Genomic DNA, 20,849 nt, shown 5'->3' with positions numbered 1-20,849 from the left:
TGCATTTTGGGGTTTAGCGGAAAAATGTCAGGTGCCCCCCTGGAGCCCCACTCTCGCGTCTCTCATGACCGGGTCTCCATTTCATTGACAACCATCTGATATTTTCCGGAAATTCGTGGTTTGATCTCATCAGCATACTGGAAAGAGATCTTTATATCTTCACTGAAGTTGTCCCGGAGGAACCGATATAGTTCATTTTCCGTATCCTGTTTGAAACCATTACCTTTGACGAGTATTATCCTGATGTCATCGTTGGCTTTGTAAATCACCTGGAAACGGACAATCTTTTCGCTGAGCGCCGGGTTCATGAATGCATCACACCAGAAGATGAGTGAGATCATGCGGCCATCTTTTGTGGTAAAAACTTCACCCGTGCGGCCCAGGAGGTTCTCCAGCGTCTGGAGGGTCCTCCCGCAGGAACATTTGTCTCTGTCTCTGGAGACCCTGCCGATGTCCCCCATCCGGTAGCGGATAAAGGGCATGATCGTCGTGTCCAGGGTCGTGACCAGGATCTCTCCAGCGCCATGACCATCCGACATAATCTCTTCCTGCTCAACCAGCAGGACCTCCTGATTGATATGGTAACTCCCCTCAGGGCATCGGCAGGCAATGTGTCCTACCTCCCGTGCTCCATAAATGTTCGTTACGTGACACTGAAAAACTTCCCTCATAAGTGCCTCCTCGTGTTCGTACATTGGAGCTGCCCAGGTAATGATCAGTTCCGGTCGGTAAGGGGCAAAGTCGATTTCATGGTCCTTGACATACCGGGCAAAACCGATGAGAGCGGACGTGGATCCCCAGAATACCCCGGGTCTGTATTCCATAAGGCTCCTGTGGCATATGTCGTAATCCTCCTCCGCAAGGTTGAGCCCGGGCAAGACCAGCTGGTTCCAGAAATATTTCCGGAACAAAAAATCACGGCTGTTGGGCATAAAATCGGTGGACAATCTGGCGAAACGGGCTTCCCTGGTACCCGGGCCGATATCAAACCAGTTTCTGAACCGCAGTTCGTGAGCCCAGTTCATCGCGGTGCGGGAACCATCCTCGTAAAAGACTGTCGGAGCGCCGGTAGAGCCGCTTGAGGTGTTGCGAACCAGACGGTTTTTCCTGAGTGGAGCGAAGGGGATAGGGGCGCCTGCTTTCCGTGAGCCCTGATCGGCAAAGAGAGCCGACTTGACAAACCGTTTGTCCACCATGAGGTGATGATGTTCGATGACATCCTGCCGGGTTACCGGAGGGATGGAACTGATGTCCTCAAGGGTTCTGATGTCTCCGGGCTTCATGCCGATATCATCGAACCTGGTTCGGTAGAAAGGGATCCAATTGTAGGCATAATCGACCAATCTTTTCAGGCTATCGGTCTGGATCTCGGCTAAGCGCTCGGGGGAATACCATTCAGATTTCCTGAATGCCCTGTAGTTGGAAAGGATCTTTTTACGGTTAAAAAGATTGCTGGTGGCCGGAAAAAGAAGGTTGCCAACCAGAAATTCATTTAATTTCCTTGCCGGCTTCATCCGTTTACCCTGGTAAAAGTCCATGTTCGTTCAGCAATGGATTTCTTGTAACATATGTCCGCTATCCCGTTAAAGCCAACCTTGCGGGACAGTTTTCGGTTTGGGGTGTTTGAGAGCAGGGTACCGCCGTAGAATCTCTTGATCCCTCTGTTCTTCAGTTCATCGAAGATATGATAACGTAGAAGGGTAGCAAGGCCTTTTCCTCTGAAATTTCTGCTGACAGTGATCTGCTCGGACCATGCCTCCGATGGTCGAAAGGTCCTTTTCATCTGCACTACGGGCATGAACACGCTTCCGAAGGAGACAAGGTTAAAACCTGCCATCCGGTCATCCTTCTTCGCAATGAGACAGATGGAACCTGATTGGAGTTTTTCAGCGACCTTGCCCTCGATCCATTCCTCCATCGCCTCGATCTGTTTCACGAGCTCATGTTCTTCGGGTTGAACCAGGCGGAATGTAAAGCCTTTGTCGTCATGCTGCATTACTGGATGATTGTCGAGATGAATCCTGTAAATTCTATAGATCCGCCTTTCATAGGCGAAACTGATAAGGCGCCGTGAAGCTTTCGAAACAGTTATTCCCAACCCATGGTCCCGGTAGTTTCTGGTAGTTTTTCTTATGGTCTGAACGATATTCATGGGTAATAATCCGGATTGATCAATCCCGCTCCACGTGTCCTTTCCAGACGGGGTGCGGTTCGAATTTGAGGTTGAAATTTCCCTTGTAATCCTCATAACAATATTCGTTTCCATCCACCGTGACCGAGATATTCTCGACCCTTCCATCATAAAGTGGAATGGCTCTGTTTCCAGTGATTTGAGGTCATTCAACTTCCCTGTTATTCAATGCAATATCGCACTATGCTATCGATGTGAATAGCAGTTGTGTTTAGAAAGGGGATGCCATATTCGTCTTTATTGAGAATCATGGGAAGTTCGGTACAACCAAGGATCAAGGCTTCAATAGAATCTTTGTCTATCATTTGTTTGACTATGGACAAGAGCTCCTCTCTGGTTGATTTTTTTATAACGCCCAACTCAATTTCAGACATGAGCTTATCATGGATGATTTGCTGATTATCTTTTTTGGGAACGACTACCGACATCCCTTTATCGAGAAATTGCTTCTGAAAAAAATCGGATTTCATGGTGAATTTTGTGCCCATGAGGCCGAGTCTCTTTAACCCTAAGCTTTCAGCCTTTCGGCATGTTTCCTCAACTATGCTCAGCATAGGTATAGGAGATCTCGATTTTACCTCATTAAAGACTATATGCGGTGTGTTGGAAGCAATTACAGCAAACTCCGCACCTGCTTTGTGAAGTGCGTTGACCATGTCAATCAACCAACTAGCCAAGTTATCCCATTTCCTGGATTCAAGCAATTCCAGAAGTTTAGTTACATTCGCGCTGTAGATTACGATTTCCGGGGCAGCCAAACCGACCTCTCGTTGCCGAAAGGCATTAATAATTCCCTTATAGTAGTCGATAGTTGATTCCGGTCCCAGTCCGCCAATAATTCCAATTTTTTTCATTAAACACCCCACGCAAAAGGAGACTATTGAACATTTTCTCCCAAGATTAATTTCACTGTACGAAATTTGTCAATGATTTTGAGACGCTTACCTGTTAGACCATTTTACTTATCCCTCGCTTATGACCTGCTTTTTCCCCGTTGAACCCGTCTTCGTCCTGTGGACTACGCCGTGGCGGGCATTGGACGCTGGGTTACTCTTGACACCAGCCCGGACGGCGGATATTCTCTCCTTGGAAGTGCCTAGGGCACTGGTGGCCCTCCTGGACTTCAAATCCAGTGGTCCCGGTTAAAACCCGGGACGGTGGGTTCGATTCCCATGCACTTCCGCCATGTAACATTGACAGAGTCGCAAAAAGTCCCCAACGCGCCCCGCTTGGGGCGCCCAAATCAATGACCTACCACGTAAGTCATTGATTTGTGAGGAAAGTAAAAACGACGCTTTTCACTTTCCGTAGAGCAAAAAGCCACGAATGGACTTTTTGCGAAGTCATCAACATTGTGGATTCGGGTTTTCGGGAGGCTTGACGCAGACCCCCTTTTCATGTAACAAGACACCCCTCCCGCTAAAACATCCGCCGCGGTCGAGTGCGGATAAGATAGTCAATGGAGGCACACAAGATGACCACCTTGATCCTGGGAAAGAAGCTGGGTATGACCCAGATCTTCGATCATTTGGGAAACATCATTCCCGTAACCCTCGTTCAGGCAGGACCCTGCACCGTAACCCAGGTCAAGACCGATGGAAAGGAAGGTTATAATGCCATCCAGATCGGTTTTGACGACAGGAGTGAAAAGCGGACCAACAAGCCCGATCTCGGGCATTTCGCCAAATCCGAAAGCACTCCGAAAAGACATCTAAGGGAAGCCAGGGTTCCCGATCCGGAGTCCTTTAAGCCCGGGCAGGTTATTACCGCCGGGATATTCCAAACGGGCGACTTAATCGACGTCACCGGCACCTCCAAGGGAAAGGGGTTTGCCGGGGTTATGAAGCGGCACGGTTTCAAAGGATTCAAGGCATCCCACGGCACCCATGAGAGCAAACGGGGTGGCGGATCAATCGGCGCCGCGGCGTATCCCGCCAAGGTCTTCAAAGGTACCAAGATGGCCGGCCGGATGGGCAATCACGCCGTGACGGTTCAGAACCTCCAGGTGGTGGACGTCCGGGAAGATCAGAACCTCATTGCCATCAAAGGCCCTGTTCCCGGAGGAAAAAACGGTCTGCTCATCATCAAAAACGCCATGAAGAAACCCCAGGCTCCACGTCATACCCCCGAGAATGAGGACCAGGGGGAAGAATAGCCCCTCCGCGCATCATGACCCCTTCACAGTTGCATCCCGGCAGCAAACCCGTTATTCTCATAATCGACGACGAGGAGTTTTACAGGGCCACGCTCAGCGACGCGTTCCGGGAACAGGGATACAGAACCTTTGTGGCGCCTGACGGCAATGAGGGCTTCGTACTGTACAGGAAGATTTTACCGGACGTAGTCATTCTGGACAGGATCATGTCCCAATCAGGCGGAACCCGTTTTCTCATGTCCGTGAAGGGTCTTCCCAACAGGAAGGAAGGTTTGCTTGTCGTCTACAGTTCAACAGTCAAGGAAAGTGGAGGAACTGTCCGGGAGAGCGGCACTCAACAGGGGTTTTCAAAGGTAGTGCACATTTCCAAGTCCACCCCGCCTGATGAACTGCCTGGACTGGTCCAACGTGTAGCCACATCTTCTTAGGGAGGGTTTCCATCTGGAAGACTGTCGGGGAGCTCCGACATGTCCCCGGGTGAGCGGAAAAAGAAGGGGGAAAAAGATGTTTGGATTCGGTGTTTCGGAACTGGTAATCATCCTCGTTATCGTCCTCGTCATCTTCGGGGCGGGAAAGCTGCCCGAAATAGGAGCCGGCCTTGGGAAGGGCATTAAAAACTTCAAGAAAGCCACATCTGGAGAAGACGAGATCGATGTGACCCCGGAAAAGAAGGAGATCGACGAGGGAGAAGAGAGCGAAAAGGGCAAAAAGGAAAACAGCAAATCCTGATTTTGTCCTTCATCCATCCTTTAAACGATGTAGAAAACCACGCCCCGGGCGTGGTTTTCTATTGACACAGGCATTATCATATTCTAATAATTACATTATCACGATAAACAAATTCAGTTCATCCGGTTAATGCGTACCTTTATTATTTTACTGTCATTGCGAGCCCGAGTGAAACCATAGGCGCGGCAATCCCGTGCAAAGCTGAAAAGGCCGTCACGGCGCCTCCGGCCGCCATGGGATCGCTTCCGCCGTCCGCCCTACGGGCTATGGCGGACAGGTCGCATGGGTTACAGCTTCCGCCGTCGCTCTTCGAGCTATGGCGGGACAGGCGCGATGACAAATGGTGGGATACGGTCCTCATCCAGGTACTCATTTCCAGGATGGTCCACAAATTTAATGACTTCTCGCAAAGTCATCAATGCACTCACTTAAGGGCGCGCAAATCGAAAATTCACGATGGCCTGTCTTGAAGGGGTAACTGGAGCGCCGCGGAGGATATCGGCATGGAAGAGGATAGAGGAACCCAGGCGGAGTACCTTAAGGCACTCGCCCACCCCACACGCATAAGCATTCTGGAGATGCTGCAGAAGGAAGGACGCTGCGTCACCAACATCGGGGAGAAATTGAACCTGAAACAGTCAAACATCTCCCAGCACCTGGGAATTCTGCGGTCCCGGGGCATCCTGTCCCTCAGGCGGGAGGGGGGGCATTCCATCTACTGCATCAAGGACCCAAAGGCCCTGAAGATCCTCTCCCTGCTTCAGAATTCCTGAATTTCAGGCTACTCCCCTTCCCGGGAGATGGCGTTGAAGGTGAGCACCACCGTCAGCGGTTTCCCGTCAAGGTAGAATCCGTCCAGCGCCAGGATCACATTTTTTCCCATGGATTCCGGCCGCTGGAACAGGAACATTCCCTCCAGCGTCTTGCCTGGTTTTATCCTGACCACCCTGTTCAAGGTGAGTTTCTGAAGGTCCTGCAGAACCGTCTTTCGGCCCGAGCCCGGTGGAAGGAGCATATATAGATCAGAAAAATCAACGGGAGACAGGTTGTTCCAGCCGCCATCCATAAGATTGGCTTCACGGGGGTTGAAGTCTACGGGGAGTGAAGCTCCGTTGGTAATGGTGAGCAGAAAATAATCCAGGGGCAGTTCCTGCAGCGTGTTGGATAATCTCTCGTATCCCTTTTCCCGTAGCGTTTCCGCCAGATGTTTTTCGTCAAGGTAAACGGCAGCGACTTTCACTCCGTTGACGATCACCACACGGGATGCCGAAAGGCTCCCCTGGGCGACCAGACGGTAGTCTTTAACAGGTTTCGATGCGCACGAAAGAGTAAAAACCATGGCCAGAGCCGCCAGACAGGCCAGGCCTCGACATGAATTCCATTTTCCATAACTGAAGATTGTCATATATCCCTCCCCCTCACATAATCTTCCAGGCGGTCCAGTCCCTTCCTGAGATTTTCCAGGCTGTTGGTGTAGGAAAACCTGAGGTGTCCCTCCGCCGCAGCTCCGAAATCGATGCCCGGTGTTACAGCCACCCCGGCCCTGTCTAGTATATCAAAAGCCAGGTGGTAGGAGTCATCACCAAGATGGCGGGTATCGACGAGGACGTAGAACGCCCCCTGTGGATCGACAGGGATCTGGAAACCTATCTCCTTCAGGCCCTTCAGCAACAGGTTTCTCCGCTCTCCATATGTTTCAACCATCCGTCGGGCGTCCTCTCCTCCCTCCTTCAAGGCCGCGATACCGGCCCACTGGACAAAGGAGCCCGCGGAAATAAAAAAATTCTGCTGAATCTTCTGCATGGGCCGCACGAACCGTTTCGGGACGATGACGTAGCCCAGGCGCCACCCCGTCATGGCATAGAGTTTGGAAAAACCGTTGAGGACAAAGGCCTCCGACGTGTACTCCAGGATGGAGTGTTCCCTGTCTCCATATACCAGGCCATGGTAGATCTCGTCAGATATCACCAGCGGTCCCAAGGAAGCTACCTTCGCAAGGGTTTCCGGGGGCATGACGGCCCCGGTGGGATTTCCAGGTGAATTGATAAGGATGGCCTGGGTTCTTGAACCAAGTTTACGGCCCAGATCTTCAAGGTCCAACTGGTAACCGCCCTGCGCCGTCACGGTGGTAAACACGGGGCTGCCGCCGAGGAAAGACACGAAGTTTGGATAACAGGCGTAGTGAGGATCCGTCATCACAACCTCGTCTCCAGGTTCCAGAAGCGCCGCGAAGACCAGAAAAAGGCCGGGAGAGGTGCCGGATGTGACAACAATCTGGTCCGGACCGACGGAAACGCCATACCGGCGATCGTAGTGCTCGCAGATGGCCTCCCTGAGTTTGATCAGGCCGAGGCTGTGGGTATAGTGCGTCTCTCCGTCCCTGAGGGCCCTAATCGCGGCTTCCCTTATGCACGAGGGCGTATCGAGGTCCGGTTCACCCACCTCCATATGGATAATGGAACGCCCGGTACGCTCGAGCTCCTGGGCGTGTTCAAGGACATCCATCACGATAAACGGCGGCAGCTTCTGGGACCGTTTCGATGGTTCACGGGACATGGTGTCTCCCTTGAATGACATTAAAAGAAAGGTTCAAAGGTTCAACGGTTCAATGGTTCAACGTGCTCGGAGCTTTCGTTCCTCGGGTTCCTGAAAGCAGGGTCTAGGATCTTGGGTCTGGGGTCTAGAAAACCTCAATGCTTTTACACATCGATACTCCGATACCTCCCCGCGTCTCCGCTTCTGCCTTGCCCTTCGCTGGACTCTGGACTCTGGACTCTGGACTCATATATAATGGTACGTTACGGTGGGGAGTGGTGTCAACGAAAGGGATTACCGCCGCGTCCTGGTTCCTGGGTCCAGCGAGGGAAAGAACGTCCACCAAGGACTGCTGACAGGGAGAAAGGGAATCTGATATGGCTTTCCGTTTCTGGAGGAGAGTAAAGATCGCACCGGGGGTGACCAATGAGCAATAACCTCCCCTTCGTCTTGGCCGGAGATTTCCCGGTTGGCACACAGAAAACCGGCATCGGTTAAAGTGGATTTCTTTGAGAATAGAGGAGATAAATAAAATGGCGCCTGCTTATTATCATGAAGGCGGATTCCCCCCTGAAAAACTTGAATGGGAGCATCTGATTCCCCTGATCGGGCCGGCCAGCGCTGCCGTAGCCCGGTACGATGGGATATTGTCGGCTGTTCCCAATGCCTCCGTATTGCTCAGCCCGTTGACGACCCGGGAAGCGGTTCTCTCCTCCCGCATTGAAGGGACCCAGGCAACCATGGGAGAAGTTCTGGAATATGAAGCCGGAGGCGACTCGGATAAACTGTCTCCGGAACGCACAGCCGACATCCACGAAATTCTGAACTATCGCCAGGCCATGCGGACTTCCGAAAGCATGTTGAAAGATCTTCCCCTTTGTCAGCGAATAGTTAAAGAGTCACATCGGATTTTATTGACCGGTGTGAGGGGTCATGGAAGATCCCCGGGCGAATACCGCAAAACGCCCAACTGGATCGGGCCCCCCGGATGCTCCATCGAAGAGGCGCGGTTTGTGCCGATTTCCGCAGATAAACTACCGAAGGCCATGAGTTCCTGGGAAAAATACCTGCATGCGGATGCGCCGGACCGCCTGATACAACTTGCCATTATCCATGCCGAGTTCGAGGCATTGCATCCTTTTCTGGATGGCAATGGCCGGCTGGGGCGCATGCTGGTTCCGCTTTTTATGTACCAGGCGGAAATGATCAGCAGCCCCATGTTCTATATCAGTGCGTATCTGGAAGCCCACCGTGATGAATATTACGAACGGCTGATGCGAGTATCAAGTGAAAGTGCCTGGACAGACTGGTGCATTTTTTTTCTGAAGGCTATACGGGAACAGGCCAACGAAAACCAGCGTAAGGCCGGGGATATTTTGAACCTTTATGAGCAGATGAAATCGAAATTTGTGGATCTGACCCATTCCCAATATGCCATTCTCGCCCTGGACTGGATATTCGAGCGGCCTATTTTTAAAAGTACAGATTTTGTTCGGTCGGCAGGCATTCCGAAACCAACTGCATTCAGGATTCTCAGTGTATTGAAAAAAAATGGCATATTGAAAGACATCCGCCAGGCAAAGGGAAGAACTGCGGCAATATTCATGTATACTGAATTGTTAAACATAGCAGATGGATACGATGCATTTTGATTCTCATGGATTACCGAAAAAGGCATTTGATTATTATTAATATAATAATATGAGAAGCAATGCCTTGTGTAGCTATTCCATGAGACACAACATCGGGATGGGGATGGAGCATATACCCCCGGTGTCAGAGACCGTGGTGGAATTAAGAAGTCATTGAAAGCGTCGTTGAATCAGGCTGGGCTTTACGGAAGCAACTGTCAAGAAATTCTTAACAGTTCGCCGGGCAGGGAACAGGGCCGTTCGGCGCAAGCTGGATTTTTACAATAGCCATTTCGTAGAAACTAAAGAGGAATACGGTTAAAAAGGCATGGCTTTTCGTTTCTGGAGAAGAGTAAAGATCGCACCGGGGGTGACCATGAACCTGAGCAAAGCGGGTGGGTCCCTCTCGTTCGGGCCACGCGGCGCGAAGTTCACCGTCGGGTCCCGCGGCAAGCGGGCCACGGTGGGTATTCCGGGAACGGGGCTCTTTTACACCTCGACTTTTACAGGCGGGAGGTCAGGCGGAGGAAAAAACGCATCCTACGTCGCTCCGGCCGTCCCAAAGGTCAGCGCGGAAAGCCGCCTGACCCTTGGCTTCTTCAAACGGTTCATCACACCGGACGACGAGGAAGTCCTGGTGGACGGTTGCCGGGAGTTGGTCCTGGGGGATGAAGACAAGGCGCTTGAGCACCTCGAACAGGCGGCCCACCTGGCCGACGGAGCGTACCTCGCCGGCTTTATGGCGCTCAGGTACGAACGGGCCCTCGTGTACGAGGAGATGGGTCAGCGCAAACGGGCGCGAAAGGAATTCGAGAAGCTTTACGCCGATGACCCCGACTATGGGGACGTGGCCGCCCGGTTGGGGCTGTAGCGCATACCCCCGGTGTCAGAGACCATGGAATGAGTTTTTAGCGCAATAATGATTGTATTGGGATATCCATTATCCACATAAAAGCGAACCCGAATATTCCGCCTGCAAGAGCCAACAACCAAAATCTTTGGTTAAGGAACATCTTGTCGCGATTCCCTTTCAACCCCCAGGTTAGGGTTTAGTCTTAGATCTATCAGCGGAAATCAGCGTGTATCAGCGGCCAATAAGCCTTATGAAGTCGGTTCATCTGGTTAATGCGTACCTTATTATTTTGTTGTCATTGCGAGGAGCATCGAGGGAAACGAGAGTGACGCGGCAATCCCGGGCGGAGCTGAAAAGCTTGTCACGGCGCCCGTTTTTCTTCCCTCTGGACTCCATGTCTCGACGAAGCCCGAAGGGCGAAGGCGGATGGACTCTGGACACTGGACTGCTTTATCCTGTTGGACATTGGACATTGGACCTGTTTTTTCCTCTGGACTCTGGACACTGGACTCTGGACTGCTCTATCCCATAGCTCGAAGAGCGAAGGCGGATGGACTCTGGACTGCTTTCCCCCGTTGAACCCGGGCTTAAGGTACGCATTACCGGATGAACCGATTTAATAGATATGCTATACCTATCAATAAATTCAATAGTTCAATAGCCAGACGTTGCGGAGATTGAAATATCAACCCCAAAATCGGGGGATTTATCACGAGGTCGTCGACAATGGCATATTCATTCCATGAAAGGCTCAAGGAGAAGACCCTGCTCTGTGACGGGGCCATGGGGACCATGCTGCAGTCCTCGGCCCTTCAGGTGGGACAGTGCCCCGAGGTTCTCAACATCCAGAACCCTCAGACCGTTTCCGCCGTTCACCGTGCCTACATCGAGGCCGGCGCGGACATTATCGAAACAAACACCTTCGGCGGAAACCGGATCAAGCTTTCCTCGTTTGGAATCGACGACCAGACTGAGAAGGTCAACGCCCGGGCTGTAAGGATCGCCCTGGAGGCGGCGGCCGGTCGGGCACTGGTGGGCGCGAGCATCGGCCCCACGGGGAGATTTCTCAACCCGGTCGGCGACCTGGATTTTTCCGAGGCTTTCGATGTTTTTCGTCAGCAGGCCGACGCGCTCATCGAGGCCGGGGCCGACCTGATCCTCCTTGAGACCTTTACCGATATCAAGGAGCTGCGGGCCGCCGTCATCGCCGTCCGTTCCCTTTGCCAAATCCCCATCGTCGCCATGATGACCTTTGAACCTGTCGGGAAGACCCTCCTGGGGACATCCCCCGAAGCGGCCGCGGTGACTCTGGATGCTCTCGGAGTGGACGCGGTAGGTTCCAACTGCGGCCTGGGCCCCGAGGGGATTCTTGACATCCTTCGCCGCATGGCTTCGACAACGGAGCTGCCCCTGGCCTCCATTCCCAACGCCGGCATGCCCAAACTGGTGGATGGGAATACGATTTTCCCGGCAACACCGGACCAGACGGCGGATACCGTTGAAGAGCTGCTGGGGATCGGCACGGGAATTATCGGGGGGTGCTGCGGAACCACGCCGGCGCATATTTCGAAACTGCGCGAGAAACTCGACCGGTCCGCTCCCCGGGCTCCCAGAACTCTGACCGACCCGAAAGCGACCAGGCTTTCCTGTCGTCAATCCGTCCTCTTTCTGGGGGGCAACAGCCCGATTCGGGCCATTGGAGAGCGGCTCAATCCCACAGGTAGAAAGGCCCTCGCGCAGGCCGTCAAGGACGGAAGAATGGATCTTTACCGCGATGAGGCGCATGCTCAGGTCGAGGCGGGGGTCAACCTCCTGGATATCAACGTCGGGGTTCCCGGCGTAGATGAGGCCGCCGCAATGCACGAGGCGGTCCTCGTCGTTCAGCAGTCCTCCCGCGTTCCCCTGAGCCTGGATTCCCCGCGCCCCGAGGTAATCGAGTCGGGGCTGAAAGCCGCTGACGGAAAGGTCCTCATCAATTCGGTCACCGGGGATTCCGAAAGTCTTAAAAAGGTCCTTCCACTGGCGGTGCGGTACGGAACAGCCGTCCTGGGTCTTACACTCGATGAAAGGGGAATCCCTTCCAGGGCGTCAGACCGCGTGGCCATTGCCCGACGAATACTCCGCGAGGCCGTCAAGGCGGGAATGAATCCCGCCGACGTTGTCATCGACTGTCTGACGCTTTCCGCCGGGGCGGAGCAGGAATCGGTGTTCGAGACCATCAAGGCCCTGAGAATGATCCACGATGAGCTGGGACTAAACACCATTTTAGGGATCAGCAACGTGTCGTTCGGGCTGCCGGCCAGGGAAAACCTTAACGCGGCCTTCCTCGCAATGGCCGCGTCGGCAGGCCTTTCGGCCGCCATCATCAATCCTTTCCACAAAACATCCATGGCAATCATGGGCGCCTCACGGGTCATCCTGAACCAGGATTCCCAGGCCAGGGAATATATCCGGATTTATTCCGGACATGACGGGGGGGCGGCCATATCCCGGCAGGAGGAGGGTACCTCCCCCGAGGAGAAGCTTTCAAAATCCATTATTCATGGGGACCCCGACCAGGCGCGCAAGCTGTCCCGGGAACTTCTCGAGGGGGGAGCTCTTCCCATGGAGATTGGTGAAGGCATTCTTATCCCGGCCATGTCCGAGGTGGGTGCCAGGTTCGCCTCCAATGAGTATTTTCTGCCCCAGGTCATCATGTCGTCCAGGGCGATGAAAGCCGCCTTTGAACCGATCAAGGAAAAGCTCAAAGGCGAGGGTCTGCCGGCACGCGGACGTATCCTTATGGCCACGGTCGAGGGCGACATCCATGACATAGGTAAAAACATAGTCATTACCCTCCTGGAAAACCACGGCTATGAGGTCTTTGACCTTGGGAAAAACGTTTCCGCGGAGAAGATTGTCCGGACGGCCAAAGAGGAAAAGGTCGACGCTGTCGGGCTCTCGGCCCTCATGACAACCACCATGGCCAAGATGAAAGAGGCCGTCCATGCTCTGAAAACGACGGGAATCGATTTTCCCGTGTTGATCGGAGGCGCCGCGGTGACCGAGGATTTCGCAAAGGAGATCGAAGCGGACGCGTACGCCGGGGACGCCACGGCGGCGGTGGGCATTTTCCAGCGCCTTCTCGATGAAAGGAAAAAACGGTGATGGGCCCACGAAGAGTCCATAACCCGGGCGAGGGCTTTAGTCTTGACTTTTGACCTTCGACAGATACGCGCACTGAGCGCTGTTGCGAGATACGGCGGTTTTTCAAAGGCATCCAGGGAGGTGGAGATAAGCCAGCCGACCTTAAGCACGCACATCCAGAATCTGGAAAGAGAGTTGGGCGTCAAGCTATTGGACAGGGCCGGCAGAACGGTCACCCTGACGCCCGCGGGCGCTATTTTCGTCGATTACGCCGACAGGATTCTGAGCCTTTGCGGGCAGGCGAGTCAGGCCGTCAGCGCCTTCATGGGAGAGATCAGAGGTGAGGTGGGGATTGCCTCCAGCACGGTGCCCGGGGAGTACCTTCTTCCACGTATCCTGACCATTTTCAGCCGACGTTTTCCAGAGGTCCAGGTCAATCTTGCCGTCGGCGATTCGCAGTCCGTAATGGAACAGGTCCTCAGCGGCAGGTCCGCCTTCGGCCTCGCAGGGACCCAAGCCTCACATCCATCCCTTCATTCAAGCCTTTTCAGGGAGGACAGGATCATCCTCGTGGCCGGACCCGATCTTGTCGAGAAGAACGGTATTCCTCCGGTTATTGACAAGGTGGGTCTCCAGCGCATGCCGCTCATACGAAGGGAATCCGGCTCAGGGACCCAGATGGCGGTGGATGCAGCGTTAAAGGATTCGGATATCAAGCCTGAAAAGCTTCGTTGGATCGCCACGCTGGGCAGTACCAGGTCCGTACTCGAGGGAACCCTCACCGGGATGGGGGGGGCCTTTCTTTCCCGTATGACAGTTGAGAAAGAGCTGGTATCGGGAGAGCTCATCGAGATGCACACCCCGTGGCTGGAGGTGCGGCGTGGGTTTTTTATTGTAACCCATCGATCAAGGAGCCTTCTCCCGGCCGCCCAATGCCTTCTGGAGAGTCTGACCGGGTCGTCCCGCTGAATATGTTCGTCGGGTCTTGAAGTAATGAACAGGAGTTATATAATCAACCCCAAAAGGGACGGGAACTTTGAGGGCAGGTATGACACCAGATGATCATCGGATATAACACCGACATCAAACGCGGTGGCACGGTCTACCATGTCCAGACGGAGGATGGCGGCGAAGAACACCCGGTAATTGTAAGCCTGGTATACCAAGGCGGGCGGATCCTAGCATCCAGGAAGACAAACTACACCGAGATCCTCGGCACTGAAGGTTTTCTGACCCGGTTGCGGATCATGCTGGAGGATCAGCATCGGGCCATGATAAGGGCTGTAAAAACCGGGTCCATATCCGCCTCCACCCCCCCGGCTCCTTCCGTATCTGCTTTCTGGTCCCCACCGCCTGAGCCCCCCCCTCCAGACAAACCGGCGGACATGAAATCGCCTGACACCGCCCCGGGGCCGACGCGTTCCCCTGAACCTTTCAGGGAGAAAAATCTCGACCAGGTGATCCTTGAATACCTCGCCTCCGAGATGGATGAGGAATGAGGAAAGTAAAAATGACACTTTTCGCTTTCCGTGGAGTAAAAAGCAGCGAATGGACTTTTTACGACACTATAGAATGATGGGCTCCACGACGGAATGATTCAGCTATTTCACGTCAGCAAATATTACCAGAAAGACGTGCCCGCTCTGCACGAGATGAACCTCCACGTTCCCAAGGGCGATTTCGTTTTCATTACCGGTCCAAGCGGGGCGGGGAAAAGCACACTCCTGAAACTCATTTTCGCCGAAGAAAGGCCGACAAACGGGCAGATACTTGTCCATGGCCGCAATATCGCGCGGCTGCCTAATTCGAAGATCCCGATGTTGAGAAGAGAGATCGGCGTGGTATTTCAGGATTTCAAACTTCTGCCCAACCGTAATGTTTTTGAAAACGTCTCCCTGGCTCTGGAGGTGCTTGGTATCCCCAGGCGAGAGATCAGCCGACGGGTATGGCTCGTCCTCAAGCGTCTTGGTGTCCACCACAAGATGAGGGCGAATCCGTTGACCCTTTCAGGAGGGGAACAACAGCGGGTGGCCATCGCCCGGGCCCTGGTCAACGAACCCCTTATCCTCATCGCCGATGAGCCTACCGGAAGCCTGGATAACGAGGCCTCCCGGCATATCATGGATATTTTTTCCGACGTGAACGCCCGGGGGACCACCGTTATCGTAGCGACCCATAATATTGATATGGTCAAGAACATGAGCAGGGACGCCATTCATCTGGAAAATGGAAGCATTGCGCGGGGAGGGGCACCCTGAACCGCCTCGTGTCTTCCCTTTTCAGGGCCATAGCCAACCTCAGGCAAAGCTGGGTCAGCAGCGCGATAACCACCGGCATAATCGCGATAAGCCTCCTGATGGTCGGCAGCTACCTCCTTTTGGACCACAATCTCAACGGCGTCCTTAAACAGTGGAAGAAGGATGTCCAGATAACCATCTATCTGAGGGACGGCTTCAGCGCTTCGGATGTGAACGCCCTGATCGACAGGGTGACGGGGTTTCCTGAGATGGAATCGGTAACCTACGTCACCAAAGAGCAGGCATTAAAGGAGTTTAAATCCATGCTCGGAGGGGAGAAAAATCTCCTTGAGGGCCTGGGCGAACAGCCTCTTCCAGCCAGCCTGCGTTTAACGCCGCGCAGCGAATACCGAAACGTGGAGGGGGTCCGTTCCATACTCTCCAGGATCGGGGACGATCCATTGGTAGAGGAGATCGCTTACGGAAAGGAGTGGCTGCAGCGTCTGGAAAAGGTCATGGAAGTGATCAATCTCATCGCCGCGATCCTGGGCGGCATCATCTGCCTGGCGGCTATTTTTATCATTTCCAATACCATCAAACTGACGGTTCTGGCCAGGAAAGAGGAACTGGAGATCATGCGGCTCGTCGGCGCCACGGAGGGGTTCATCCGCACCCCGTTCCTCATAGAGGGGCTGATGCAGGGTCTCGCCGGTTCCGCCATTTCCATCGGGCTTCTTGTAATTTTATACCAGGTTCTTGTCGCCAGGATCGACTCAACGGTTTTTCAGATCCTTGGAATCGCCTCTCTACGTTTTCTCCCTCCTGTGGCCGTCATCGCCATCCTTGTTGGAGGCATGGCGTTGGGAGGGGTGGGAAGCCTGGCCTCCGTAGGGAGATTTTCCAGATGATTCGGCGGCCTTTCCTCTCTTCAATCTCTTTGTCCGCCCTATCAGCCTTTCTCCTGTTCGCCTGGATCATGCCTGCCAACGTCGCCGGAAGGGACACCAAAGGGTCAATCGAGAAGAGCAGGAAGGAACTTCAGGCAGTTGAGAGGAAGAAGGATACCGCGAAGGAGAAAGTGCGGCAATCGAAGAACAGGGAGAAGACAATTCTCGGAGAGCTGGAGGCGTTGGACCGGGATATCGGGGACAAGAAGAGAAGAGTCGGTCTTCTTCGGCGGAAGGAACGGAAATTACGCGCCGACATCGCTCGGGCGGAAGAGAACCTGAGGTCCATAGCCAAAAAACGGGAGGCGGCAAAAAACCGGCTTCTGGCAAGATCCATCGCTCTTTACAAAGCAGGTAATGTAAGCTATTTAAAGGTGGTTTTAGGCTCCAGCGGGATTGATGATCTGACACGCCGGCTGTACTACCTGAGAAGGGTTTCAGCGTACGATTCCAATCTTTTCCATCGCGCGGCCGATCTCTATCATCAGGGGCAACAGGAGGAGAACCGACTCCTCGAGGAAAAGAAACGCCTGGCCGGCACGCGCCGGGACCTGGAATCCGATCTTTCGGTTCTTTCTCGAAAAAAGCGGTCCAGGGGTATCCTTCTGGCGTCTGTGAGGAATGACAGGAAAAAATATTCCCGCCTTATCAGTGAATTGGAGGCATCTTCCAAACGGCTCATTAAACTCATAGAGGCTCTCAACCAGCAGGCCGAGACCGGTGAATCCGCCTTTCCAATGCTCAAAGGCGCTCTGAAGCGTCCCGTCTCGGGCAAAATCATGGTGGGTTTTGGAAAGAACAGGAACGCCAAATTCAACACCTTCACTCTGTCGAGGGGAATCACCATCCGCTCGTCGGAAGGAACGCCCGTAAGGACCGTCTTCAAGGGGAAAACACTTTTTGCGGACTGGTTCCGGGGATACGGCAGGATCATCATCCTGGATCACGGGGGGGGCTATTACACCCTCTACGGCCACCTTTCGGCCATCAACGTGAAGATCGGCCAGGAGGTTGACACTGATGAGGTAATCGGCCTCGCCGGAGAGAGCGGTTCCCTGGAAGGTCCCGCCCTCTATTTTGAGATCAGGCACCACGGGAAACCGGTGGATCCCATGCCATGGTTTTCCGGTGGATGAATAACAGGAGGAAAAGATGAAGCGCTTTCGCTGGGGAAAAATCGGGATTCTGGTCACTCTGCTTTTCCTGTTCGGCATATTGATAGGCGACCGCCACCCGGTTGCAGACGTTCAGGCCTTTGCCGGAACCGGTGGATCATCCACCTACGACCAGATCAAGATCTTCTCTCAGGCCTTTTCTATCGTCCAGCAGAACTATGTGGACGTCCCTGACAGCAAGAAGATGGTGCGTGGGGCCATCAAGGGTATGCTGCGCACTCTTGATCCACACAGTTCATTCATGGATCCGGACATGTACAAGGAGATGCAGATCGACACCACCGGTGAGTTTCAGGGGGTCGGCATCACCATCGGAATCCGGGAAAACATCCTGACCGTGATAGCCCCCATTGATGATACCCCCGCGTTCAGGGCTGGAATCCTGGCCGGGGACAAGATTGTCAAGATCGAGGGCAAACCTACAAAAGATATGTCCCTCATGGAGGCGGTAAAACTCATGAGGGGGCCCAAGGGAACGAAGGTCACCATCACCATCGCCCGCGAGGGTGTAGACAAGCCCATTGATTTTACCATTACCAGGGATGTCATCCCCCTTATCAGCGTCAAGACAAAAGAAATCGATGACGGCATAGGGTACATCCGGATCACCCAGTTTCAAAAGAAGACCAAGGATGAATTCGACGCGGCCCTGCGGAAGATCCGGAAGGGCAAAAAGGATTCCTTCAAGGGGCTTATCATAGACCTCAGGAACAATCCCGGCGGCCTCCTGATGTCTGCCATAGACATTGCCAACAGGTTCATCGGCTCCGGGCCCATTGTCTCCACAAAAGGACGCTTGAAGAACCAGAACTATTCCTATAATGCCCAGAAGAAGGGAACGGAGCCGGATTATCCCATCGTAGTTCTGGTAAACGGCGGTTCCGCGAGCGCCTCCGAGATCGTCGCGGGCGCCCTGCAGGATGATAAAAGAGCAATCATAATCGGGACGACAACCTTCGGAAAGGGGTCTGTGCAGACTATCTACCGACTTGGTGATGGAGCGGGCATGAGGGTCACGACCGCCAAATACTACACTCCCAGCGGACGTTCCATTCAGAATACGGGTATTGAACCTGATATTGTCGTCGAAAACCGTTCAGGGAAGCCCGAAGGCCACATCAGGGAAAAGGATCTCGCCGGACATCTTGATAACGAACAGTTAAAGGGGAAAAAGGAACCATCGAAGGGAGATGAATCCGCTTCTCACATAAACATGATCCCAAACAACCCCAAGGACGATGATCAGCTTATGAGAGCTGTAGACCTTCTGAAAGGCCTGAACCTTTTCAGGAACAAACAATCGGCTGGAATTCAGGGAACATCGGAGTAACCAACTGGGCAAGAGATCGTCTGGCGGCGCAAAGAGCCGAGGCAAAGGTAAAAACAAAAAGGAGCGGAAGGCAGTCTCCGGTTGGGTAAAAGGAAGTGAAAAGGCTTTACTGATCGGTGTACTGCTGGCCGCACTCTTTTTCCTGGTCCTGTTCTTCAGGCCACCGGCGGCACCGCCTCCCCCTCTGCCCCCAATACCGGTACCGGTCCCCGTACCCCCGACGAAAGTCAATGTTTTTTGCATCATTATCGATGACCTCGGGCATAACCGCCCGGCGGCCGCCCCGTTTCTGGAGCTTGACCAACCTGTCGCACTCGCATTTCTTCCCATGCGGCCACACTCGAGGGACCTCGCCCGGGAGGCCCATGAAGCGGGGAAGACGGTTCTCCTCCATCTGCCGATGGAACCTGTGGGGTATCCACATGTAAATCCCGGAAAAGGGGCCGTCCTCGTCGGTTTTAATCCCGATGAAATCGAGCGGACCATAACGAATGACCTTGATGAGTTTCCTTTCGCGGTGGGGATAAATAACCACATGGGGTCAAAAGCCACGTCTGACGAACGGACCATGTCGGCCGTTCTCAAAGTCATCAAGAAAAAAGGGCTGTTTTTCATAGACAGCAGGACCTCTATCGACAGTGTCGCCTACAAACTCGCCAGCGGGATGAAAATGTCCGCCGGCGAAAGAGACGTGTTTCTTGACAACAAACGGACGCCCGAAGACATTGACATTCAGGCCGGGGAACTTCTGGACAGGGCCGAGAAAAGGGGCTGGGCCATCGGCATTGGGCATCCCTATCCTGAAACGGCGGAAGCGCTGAAAAGGCTGGCTGAAGAGGCCCGGCGACGGGGCATTCGTTGGGGCACGGTGGAGGAGGTGCTGGCTCGTGCTGATTCTGGGAATTGAGACATCCTGCGACGACACCGCCGCGGCCGTCGTGCGAAATGGCAGGGAAGTCCTGTCCTCCATCGTTTCATCCCAGGACTCGATCCATGCCCCATATGAAGGGATCGTCCCGGAGATGGCCTCGCGCTGCCATCTTGAGCGCATCGATAGTGTAGTGGCAGCCGCCCTTGACGAGGCGGATACGAACCCCGCGGAAATGGAACTTATTGCCGTAACCGCCGGTCCCGGTCTTCTTGGCTCCCTTCTGGTGGGGCTTTCCTTCGCCAAGGGGTTATCGTTTTCCATGGGGCTGCCATTGGTCGCAGTGGATCATATCCAGGCCCACCTGATGACCATGGATCTTGCAGGGGGGACTCCGACCCCGTCGGTGGCTCTCGTCGCCTCGGGCGGTCATACCACGCTGTTTGAAATCGGTCCCACGGGCTCCATCAGATCCGTGGGCAAGACACTGGACGACGCTGCGGGCGAGGCCCTCGACAAGGCCGCCAAGTTGCTCGGCCTTGGTTACCCGGGTGGGCCGGCAGTGGAAAAAGCCGCTCTGAAAGGGAATCCGGAAGCCTTTGCCCTGCCCCGCCCCCTCGTGGGTAAGGATAACCTGGACTTTTCCTTCAGCGGCCTTAAAACCGCTCTATACACCTATCTCCTCCGGAATGGGTACCTGGACACCGGCACGAATGGAACAGACCGGCCGCTTCCGGGCAGCGCTGACCTGGCCGCGTCATATCTTGCTGCCGTAATAGATGTCCTGGTGGCAAAATGCAGGCAGGCCGTGAGAAACTGCGGGGTAAAACATCTGGTCGTGACAGGAGGGGTGGCCAGGAACAGTCTCCTGAGGACCCGTATGGTGGATGCAGGATTGCGGGATGGGTTCAGTTCCCATTTTCCGCCCCCTTCACTGTGTTCAGATAATGCCGCCATGGTGGCCGCGATGGGATACCGGATGCGCGACCAGGCCGGAATGGACATCCTGAGCTTAAACGCATATTCTACCAAATCGCTTCGGGCCCGCGGACCCGTTCGAAAGGGACAATAG

General features: G+C 54.0%; 21 protein-coding genes and 1 tRNA gene. 16 read left to right on the top strand and 6 right to left on the bottom strand.

What is annotated here, in order from left to right; all coding sequences use genetic code 11:
* Nucleotides 1-62: 62 nt before the first annotated feature.
* The 3 genes from GXP52_00475 to GXP52_00465 form a co-directional block, all read right to left on the bottom strand.
* On the bottom strand, nucleotides 63-1,514 hold the full coding sequence (locus tag GXP52_00475) for a phenylacetate--CoA ligase family protein (GenBank protein ID NOY85761.1): 1,452 nt from the start codon (nucleotides 1,512-1,514) through the stop codon (nucleotides 63-65).
* Nucleotides 1,511-2,152, bottom strand: coding sequence for a GNAT family N-acetyltransferase (locus tag GXP52_00470; protein ID NOY85760.1), 642 nt, complete (start codon nucleotides 2,150-2,152; stop codon nucleotides 1,511-1,513). Before GXP52_00470 ends, GXP52_00475 begins: the two co-directional genes overlap by 4 nt.
* A 200-nt stretch (nucleotides 2,153-2,352) precedes the next feature.
* Nucleotides 2,353-3,045 carry an amino acid racemase gene (locus GXP52_00465; protein ID NOY85759.1) on the bottom strand — a complete coding sequence of 231 codons (693 nt, stop codon included), beginning with the start codon at nucleotides 3,043-3,045 and terminating at the stop codon, nucleotides 2,353-2,355.
* 234 nt (nucleotides 3,046-3,279) lie between these two features.
* On the opposite strand from GXP52_00465, the gene GXP52_00460 reads away from it, so the two are divergent.
* The 4 genes from GXP52_00460 to GXP52_00445 all read left to right on the top strand — a co-directional run bounded on the left by GXP52_00460 (nucleotide 3,280) and on the right by GXP52_00445 (nucleotide 5,075).
* A tRNA-Sec gene (locus GXP52_00460) sits at nucleotides 3,280-3,377 on the top strand.
* Between the two features lie 288 nt (nucleotides 3,378-3,665).
* Nucleotides 3,666-4,346 (top strand): 50S ribosomal protein L3, encoded by a 681-nt coding sequence (gene rplC / locus GXP52_00455; GenBank protein NOY85758.1) that lies wholly within the window; start codon nucleotides 3,666-3,668, stop codon nucleotides 4,344-4,346.
* Nucleotides 4,347-4,360: 14 nt separating this feature from the next.
* Nucleotides 4,361-4,774, top strand: coding sequence for a response regulator (locus tag GXP52_00450; protein ID NOY85757.1), 414 nt, complete (start codon nucleotides 4,361-4,363; stop codon nucleotides 4,772-4,774).
* A gap of 76 nt (nucleotides 4,775-4,850) precedes the next feature.
* Nucleotides 4,851-5,075, top strand: coding sequence for a twin-arginine translocase TatA/TatE family subunit (locus tag GXP52_00445; GenBank protein ID NOY85756.1), 225 nt, complete (start codon nucleotides 4,851-4,853; stop codon nucleotides 5,073-5,075).
* A 142-nt stretch (nucleotides 5,076-5,217) separates the two neighbouring features.
* Here GXP52_00445 and GXP52_00440 read toward each other — a convergent pair whose 3' ends face one another.
* A complete protein-coding gene (locus GXP52_00440; protein NOY85755.1) occupies nucleotides 5,218-5,436 on the bottom strand; it encodes a hypothetical protein in 219 nt (72 codons plus the stop codon).
* A gap of 142 nt (nucleotides 5,437-5,578) precedes the next feature.
* Here GXP52_00440 and GXP52_00435 point away from each other — a divergent pair, with 142 nt between their 5' ends.
* A complete protein-coding gene (locus GXP52_00435; GenBank protein ID NOY85754.1) occupies nucleotides 5,579-5,848 on the top strand; it encodes a winged helix-turn-helix transcriptional regulator in 270 nt (89 codons plus the stop codon).
* Between the two features lie 8 nt (nucleotides 5,849-5,856).
* Here the strand turns inward: GXP52_00435 and GXP52_00430 are convergent, their stop codons facing one another.
* Together GXP52_00430 and GXP52_00425 are read right to left on the bottom strand one after the other, a co-directional pair.
* Entirely contained in the window at nucleotides 5,857-6,480 is a 624-nt protein-coding gene (locus GXP52_00430; protein NOY85753.1) for a hypothetical protein, read from the bottom strand.
* Nucleotides 6,477-7,631: a pyridoxal phosphate-dependent aminotransferase gene (locus GXP52_00425; GenBank protein NOY85752.1), complete on the bottom strand. Its 1,155-nt coding sequence runs from the start codon at nucleotides 7,629-7,631 to the stop codon at nucleotides 6,477-6,479. The genes GXP52_00430 and GXP52_00425 overlap by 4 nt, the downstream gene beginning before the upstream one ends.
* 512 nt (nucleotides 7,632-8,143) lie before the next feature.
* Between GXP52_00425 and GXP52_00420 the strand changes: the two genes are divergently transcribed.
* The 11 genes from GXP52_00420 (at nucleotide 8,144) to tsaD (ending at nucleotide 20,849) form a co-directional block, all read left to right on the top strand.
* Nucleotides 8,144-9,262 carry a Fic family protein gene (locus tag GXP52_00420; protein ID NOY85751.1) on the top strand — a complete coding sequence of 373 codons (1,119 nt, stop codon included), beginning with the start codon at nucleotides 8,144-8,146 and terminating at the stop codon, nucleotides 9,260-9,262.
* A gap of 307 nt (nucleotides 9,263-9,569) precedes the next feature.
* Nucleotides 9,570-10,112, top strand: coding sequence for a DUF4236 domain-containing protein (locus tag GXP52_00415; GenBank protein NOY85750.1), 543 nt, complete (start codon nucleotides 9,570-9,572; stop codon nucleotides 10,110-10,112).
* 708 nt (nucleotides 10,113-10,820) lie between these two features.
* On the top strand, nucleotides 10,821-13,241 hold the full coding sequence (locus GXP52_00410) for a dihydropteroate synthase (protein NOY85749.1): 2,421 nt from the start codon (nucleotides 10,821-10,823) through the stop codon (nucleotides 13,239-13,241).
* A 42-nt stretch (nucleotides 13,242-13,283) separates the two neighbouring features.
* Entirely contained in the window at nucleotides 13,284-14,189 is a 906-nt protein-coding gene (locus GXP52_00405; protein NOY85748.1) for a LysR family transcriptional regulator, read from the top strand.
* A gap of 89 nt (nucleotides 14,190-14,278) precedes the next feature.
* On the top strand, nucleotides 14,279-14,719 hold the full coding sequence (locus tag GXP52_00400; GenBank protein NOY85747.1) for a hypothetical protein: 441 nt from the start codon (nucleotides 14,279-14,281) through the stop codon (nucleotides 14,717-14,719).
* A 93-nt stretch (nucleotides 14,720-14,812) separates the two neighbouring features.
* Complete coding sequence (ftsE, locus tag GXP52_00395) at nucleotides 14,813-15,478, top strand: cell division ATP-binding protein FtsE (protein ID NOY85746.1); 666 nt, start codon at nucleotides 14,813-14,815, stop codon at nucleotides 15,476-15,478.
* Nucleotides 15,479-15,486: 8 nt separating this feature from the next.
* Nucleotides 15,487-16,365 carry an ABC transporter permease gene (locus GXP52_00390; protein NOY85745.1) on the top strand — a complete coding sequence of 293 codons (879 nt, stop codon included), beginning with the start codon at nucleotides 15,487-15,489 and terminating at the stop codon, nucleotides 16,363-16,365.
* Nucleotides 16,362-17,540, top strand: a complete 1,179-nt coding sequence (locus GXP52_00385; GenBank protein NOY85744.1) for a peptidoglycan DD-metalloendopeptidase family protein — start codon at nucleotides 16,362-16,364, stop codon at nucleotides 17,538-17,540. Before GXP52_00390 ends, GXP52_00385 begins: the two co-directional genes overlap by 4 nt.
* A gap of 16 nt (nucleotides 17,541-17,556) precedes the next feature.
* Nucleotides 17,557-18,909: a S41 family peptidase gene (locus tag GXP52_00380; GenBank protein ID NOY85743.1), complete on the top strand. Its 1,353-nt coding sequence runs from the start codon at nucleotides 17,557-17,559 to the stop codon at nucleotides 18,907-18,909.
* The gene (locus GXP52_00375) at nucleotides 18,884-19,816 is read left to right on the top strand and encodes a divergent polysaccharide deacetylase family protein (protein NOY85742.1); all 933 of its coding nucleotides are present in this window, start codon (nucleotides 18,884-18,886) and stop codon (nucleotides 19,814-19,816) included. Before GXP52_00380 ends, GXP52_00375 begins: the two co-directional genes overlap by 26 nt.
* The gene (tsaD, locus tag GXP52_00370; GenBank protein NOY85741.1) at nucleotides 19,797-20,849 is read left to right on the top strand and encodes a tRNA (adenosine(37)-N6)-threonylcarbamoyltransferase complex transferase subunit TsaD; all 1,053 of its coding nucleotides are present in this window, start codon (nucleotides 19,797-19,799) and stop codon (nucleotides 20,847-20,849) included. The genes GXP52_00375 and tsaD overlap by 20 nt, the downstream gene beginning before the upstream one ends.

Source organism: Deltaproteobacteria bacterium (genome assembly GCA_013151915.1).
Classification (GTDB): Bacteria; BMS3Abin14; BMS3Abin14; order BMS3Abin14; family BMS3Abin14; genus BMS3ABIN14.
This window is presented reverse-complemented; position numbering and strand designations above follow the sequence as displayed.